Source organism: Kitasatospora sp. NPDC057542 (assembly GCF_042801945.1).
GTDB lineage: Bacteria > Actinomycetota > Actinomycetes > Streptomycetales > Streptomycetaceae > Kitasatospora.
Genome location: NZ_JBHVFE010000598.1, coordinates 1 through 4,752, shown reverse-complemented (window position 1 = coordinate 4,752; position 4,752 = coordinate 1). Strand labels below are relative to the sequence as shown.

Genomic DNA, 4,752 nt, shown 5'->3' with positions numbered 1-4,752 from the left:
GCCGCCCAGCCGGGTGGCCGAGCGGGGCGGTGGCGCGGAGCCGGTGGGCCGTAGGCGGTACCGCTCAGGTCGCGTCGGGGTCGAACGGGGGCCGCTCGCCGGGCGCCAGCGGGGCCCCGGTGGAGGCGGGCGCCGGGTCGGACTTCTCGAAGCTGACGCTGCCGCTGCGGCCGTTCACCGGCGCCGCGGGCTTGTCGTCCAGGACCGAGCGGATGTCCAGCGAGTCCTTCATGTCCTTGAGGCCAAGCGGGTCCTCCTGGTCGCCCAGGAGCTGCTTGCGGACGAAGGTCTTGGGGTTCAGGTCCTCGAACTCGAAGTCCTTGAACTCGGGGCCCAGCTCGCTGCGGATGTCCTCCTTCGCATTGTCGGCGAAGGAACGGATCTTCCGGACGACGTTCATGGTGTCCTGGATCAGCTTCGGCAGCTTGTCCGGGCCGAAGATGATGATCGCCATCACGACCAGGGTCAGGACCTCCAGCCCGCTTACGTCGCTGAACACCTTTGCTCCCTAGCTCGTCGGACGACGGTTCCTACAGGGTAATGGCCACCGGCGAGTCCATGGTCCACGCTGGGATGAAGCCGTGGTAAAGACCTGCCGGTGGCCGAGGGCGTCCGGGCGGAGGGTCGAGCGTGTGTCCCGGGTCCGTCGAGGGCCGTTCTAGCGAACCTGCTGGCGCAGTGCGGCGAATCCCCCGGGGTAGCGATCGTAGTAACGCTCGGGATAGCGCTCGGGGTAGCCCGGCGGAGTGGCGTCGCGGGTCGCGGTGGCCGGGCGGCCCGCGTAGTCCACCGGGGCCTGTGCGGTCATCGGGACGAGGCCGTCGCGGCCGGCGCCGGCGCCCCCACCGGGCGGGCTGACGCTGGTGCCGTGGCGCTCCTCGCCCTGCGCGCTGAGCCCGCCGACGCCGCCGAGCGTCACCGCGGCGACGGAGAAGGCGCCCGCGGCGGCGAACACCAGCCGGCGGCCCCGCGCGGAGGAGCGGACGGCGGCCGCGGACGGCTGCGGACGGGCGGGGGCGGCGGTGGGCTCGGGGCGGGCGGAGCGCCGGCCCATCAGCGGCCGCAGCACCGCGCCGCGCCCGAAGGCGCGCGGGTCGACCCCGGGCACCGGGGCGTCGGCACCGAGTGCGCCCGCGCCGAAGGAGGCGCCGGCACCGCGGCCGAAGGAGCCGCCGTCGAGCCGGCTGCCGCCGAGCGTGCCGGTGGCCGCGACCCCGCCACCGGGCAGGTCGTCGTCGTCATCGCGGCGCCCGCGCCCGGCCGGCCAGTCGCGGTCCGCCGGAGCGTCCTCGGGGAGGTTGCCGACGGCCATCAGGCGGGCCATCAGCGCGGAGGACGGACCGGGCGTGCCGGTGCGGGTCAGCATGTGCTTGACGGCGCGGCCCTCGTCGGCCTCGGCGAGGCACTGCGGGCAGGTCGCCAGGTGGGCCTGGACGCGGTCGCGCGAGTTGTGGCCGAGTTCGCCGTCCAGGAAGGCGGAGAGGCGCTCGCCGAGGTGGTGCTCCTCGGCGGCGGGTGCGGCGGGGCGGACGGGAAGCGCGTGCAGCGACGTGTCCGCGGGCAGCGCCACCGGGGGCAGCGTGGGCTCACCGGGTTCGTCGCCTCCGCGACGGCCCGGCAGGGCCCAGCCCCGTCGGGTCAGGGACCGGTCGGACGCATCCGACCGGTCCGAACCGGACCGGCTGGTTCCGCTCACGGTCGCCTCCGTCCGCGCCCACCGGGCGCGACCGCGGCCTCGACCGCGCCGACACCGACCGGCACCGGCTCCTCCGAGCCGCCGCGGCGCTCACGGCCGGGGACCGAACCGGGGGCGCGGTGCTTGAGCGCGGCGCGCAGGTGCGAGCGGCCGCGGTGGATGCGGCTGCGGACGGTGCCGAGCTTGACGCCCAGCGTGGCGGCGATCTCCTCGTAGGACAGGCCCTCGATGTCGCAGAGCACCACGGCGGCGCGGAACTCCGGCGCGAGGGTGTCCAGGGCGTGCTGGACGTCGGCGTCGAAGTGGGTGTCGCTGAAGTGCTGGGCCGGGCTGGGCTCGCGGGAGGCGAGCCGCTCGGCCGCGTCCTCGCCGAGCGCGTCGAAGCGGATGCGCTGGCGGCGGCGGACCATGTCCAGGAACAGGTTGGTGGTGATCCGGTGCAGCCAGCCCTCGAACGTGCCGGGGGTGTAGGTGGACAGCGAACGGAACACCCGGACGAAGACCTCCTGGGTGAGGTCCTCGGCGTCGTGCTGGTTGCCCGTCAGGCGGTAGGCGAGCCGGTAGACGCGGGCGCTGTGCGCCTCGACGATCTCCTCCCAGGTGGGCGGAGTCCAGGTCTGCGCGTCGTGGCCCTCGGTGAAGGTCGCGAGGGCGGGGGCCTCGGTGGCACCGGCGGCCGACGGCGCGGCGACGGGCTGGTCCAGGTCGGAGTGCGCAGGCTGGTTCATCACGGGCTTCGGCGTACGGGCCGACGCGGTGCCGCGGGAGTGCCGCCACACAGGGACGTCGCCCTCGGCCACACCTCCTCGGTCGGCTCTTCTGCCCAGCAGGGCCACCACCATATCCACCTCACCCGTCAAGCCCGGATAAAAGTGCCCGGGAGGTCTCCCGCGCCCGGTCCGACATGACAACGGCCCGCCGCCGTACGCGGTTCCCGGTCGGCCAGTAATCTGTGCCAGGAAATATCGACATCCCTCGGCACCGGGCCGCCGCCCGGGGCTCCGAAAGAGGCAGCCATCAGCGAGTTCGGGCCCGCGCGTGCGGCCCTCGCCGACACCTACGTGGGCGAGGACGCGGTGCTGACCTACGCCCGGGCACAGTCCGCGCGGACCGGGATACGGGCGATCGGGCCGAGCGGCGGGGCCTGCCTGCGGCTGCTGGCGGCCGCGCTGGACGCCAAGGCGGTGGCCGAGATCGGCACCGGCACCGGGGTGTCCGGGGTCTACCTGCTGCGCGGGATGCGGCCGGACGGCGTGCTCACCACGGTGGACTCGGAGCCGGTCCGTCAGCAGCTGGCCCGCGAGGCGTACCAGGCCGCCGGGTTCGCGGCCAACCGCTCCCGGTTCATACCGGGCCGGGCGCTGGACGTGCTGCCCCGGCTCGCCGACGGCCAGTACGACCTGGTGTTCTGCGACGGAGACCCGGCCGAGTCCTGCGAGTACCTGCTGGAGGCGCTGCGACTGCTGCGGCCGGGCGGGATGGTCTGCTTCGAGGGGGTCTTCCAGGAGGGCCGGCTGGCCGAGCCGGAGCTCCAGGACCCGCAGACCGGCGCGGTCCGGGACCTGGTCCGGGACGTGCGGGAGAGCGAGGCCCTGCTGCCGGCGCTGCTGCCGGTCTCGGACGGGCTGCTCTGCGCCATCAAGCGCTGAGCCCGGCCTCCTCGGGGCGCCGGGCCCGGAAAACGTGCGGACCCGGGCCGACATGACGTCGTACCCGGGCCCGGCAGCACATCTCCAGGAGATGGCGAGCACCTGCTGCGGTCAGCCGCAGGCCTTCTTCAGGGCCTCGCCGAGGGCGTCGGCCTCGTCAGGCGTGAGCTCCACCACAAGGCGTCCGCCGCCTTCGAGCGGAACGCGCATGATGATGCCCCGCCCCTCTTTGGTGACTTCGAGCGGGCCGTCACCCGTCCGCGGCTTCATGGCCGCCATGCTCGTTCCCCTTCCTGCAACCGCTCAGCTACGCACCGGCAGTCCGTCCACCGCCGGTATCGAACGCATTGATCGGAAGCCATTATCCCGCATGCCACGGGCTGATGACCAACATCACTCTCGGTGCAACCAGGGCCGGACCGTCCCCAACCGCCGCAATTCACGTCATAAGCCCCGGCGTGGCGGCGGCGTGGACACCACCGGAAGGTGCGATACCTCACACTCCCCAGGCCCCCGCGTGCTCCGGCATCCTGACACACACGACTGACACCGCCACGACCCCGGGAGCCCTCACCCATGTCCGATTCCGTGCTGTACGAGCTGGACGGCGGCCTCGCCGTCATCACCGTCAACCGCCCGGAGGCGATGAACGCGCTCGACGTCGCCACCAAGATCGCACTGCGCGACACCATGGCCGCCGCGGCCGCCGACCCGGCGGTGCGGGCCGTACTGCTGACCGGGGCGGGCGAGCGGGCGTTCTGCGTCGGGCAGGACCTGAACGAGCACCTGGCCCTGCTGAAGCGGGCCGAGGAGACCGGCGAGGGCGCGCTGCGGACCGTCGCCGAGCACTACAACCCGCTGGTGCGGGCGCTGGCCGGGATGCGCAAGCCGACCGTCGCCGCCGTCGGCGGGGTGGCGGCCGGCGCCGGCGCCTCGCTCGCCTTCGCCTGCGACTTCCGCATCCTGTCCGACCGGGCCGGCTTCAACACCGCCTTCGCCGGGATCGGGCTGACCGCCGACTCGGGCGCCTCCTGGACGCTGCCGCGGCTGGTCGGGCACGCCAAGGCCACCGAGCTGCTGATGCTGCCCCGGACCGTCAAGGCCGCCGAGGCGATGGAGCTGGGCCTGGCCACCACGGTGGTGCAGGCCGAGGAACTCGCCGCCACCGCACGGGCCTTCGCCCGCGAGCTGGCCGAGGGCCCGACCGTCGCCTACGGCGCCATCAAGGAGTCGCTGGCGTACGGCGCCTCCCACTCGCTGGACGAACTCCTCGACAAGGAGGACGAGTTGCAGACGCTGGCCGGCGAGAGCGAGGACCACCGGATCGCGGTTCGCGCCTTCATCGCCAAGGAGAAGCCGAAGTACCTGGGCCGCTAGCGCAGTTGGCGGGCCCGGGCCGGCCGGCCC

6 protein-coding genes are annotated in these 4,752 nt (G+C 73.9%); 2 read left to right on the top strand and 4 right to left on the bottom strand.

Annotation, left to right across the window (positions count from 1 at the left end; all coding sequences use genetic code 11):
• Window positions 1–64: 64 nt before the first annotated feature.
• From ACFU7Y_RS40445 to sigE, 3 genes are all read right to left on the bottom strand, one after another.
• Window positions 65–499 carry a sec-independent translocase gene (locus tag ACFU7Y_RS40445; RefSeq protein WP_224281693.1) on the bottom strand — a complete coding sequence of 145 codons (435 nt, stop codon included), beginning with the start codon at window positions 497–499 and terminating at the stop codon, window positions 65–67.
• A 159-nt stretch (window positions 500–658) separates the two neighbouring features.
• On the bottom strand, window positions 659–1,570 hold the full coding sequence (locus tag ACFU7Y_RS40440) for a zf-HC2 domain-containing protein (RefSeq protein ID WP_380771368.1): 912 nt from the start codon (window positions 1,568–1,570) through the stop codon (window positions 659–661).
• A 122-nt stretch (window positions 1,571–1,692) separates the two neighbouring features.
• A complete protein-coding gene (sigE, locus tag ACFU7Y_RS40435) occupies window positions 1,693–2,424 on the bottom strand; it encodes an RNA polymerase sigma factor SigE (protein WP_374120044.1) in 732 nt (243 codons plus the stop codon).
• Between the two features lie 288 nt (window positions 2,425–2,712).
• Between sigE and ACFU7Y_RS40430 the strand changes: the two genes are divergently transcribed.
• Window positions 2,713–3,345 carry an O-methyltransferase gene (locus tag ACFU7Y_RS40430; protein ID WP_380771370.1) on the top strand — a complete coding sequence of 211 codons (633 nt, stop codon included), beginning with the start codon at window positions 2,713–2,715 and terminating at the stop codon, window positions 3,343–3,345.
• 111 nt (window positions 3,346–3,456) lie between these two features.
• Here ACFU7Y_RS40430 and ACFU7Y_RS40425 read toward each other — a convergent pair whose 3' ends face one another.
• Complete coding sequence (locus tag ACFU7Y_RS40425; RefSeq protein ID WP_014137929.1) at window positions 3,457–3,624, bottom strand: DUF3117 domain-containing protein; 168 nt, start codon at window positions 3,622–3,624, stop codon at window positions 3,457–3,459.
• Window positions 3,625–3,921: 297 nt separating this feature from the next.
• Here ACFU7Y_RS40425 and ACFU7Y_RS40420 point away from each other — a divergent pair, with 297 nt between their 5' ends.
• A complete protein-coding gene (locus ACFU7Y_RS40420; protein ID WP_380771366.1) occupies window positions 3,922–4,722 on the top strand; it encodes an enoyl-CoA hydratase-related protein in 801 nt (266 codons plus the stop codon).
• Window positions 4,723–4,752 lie beyond the last annotated feature (30 nt).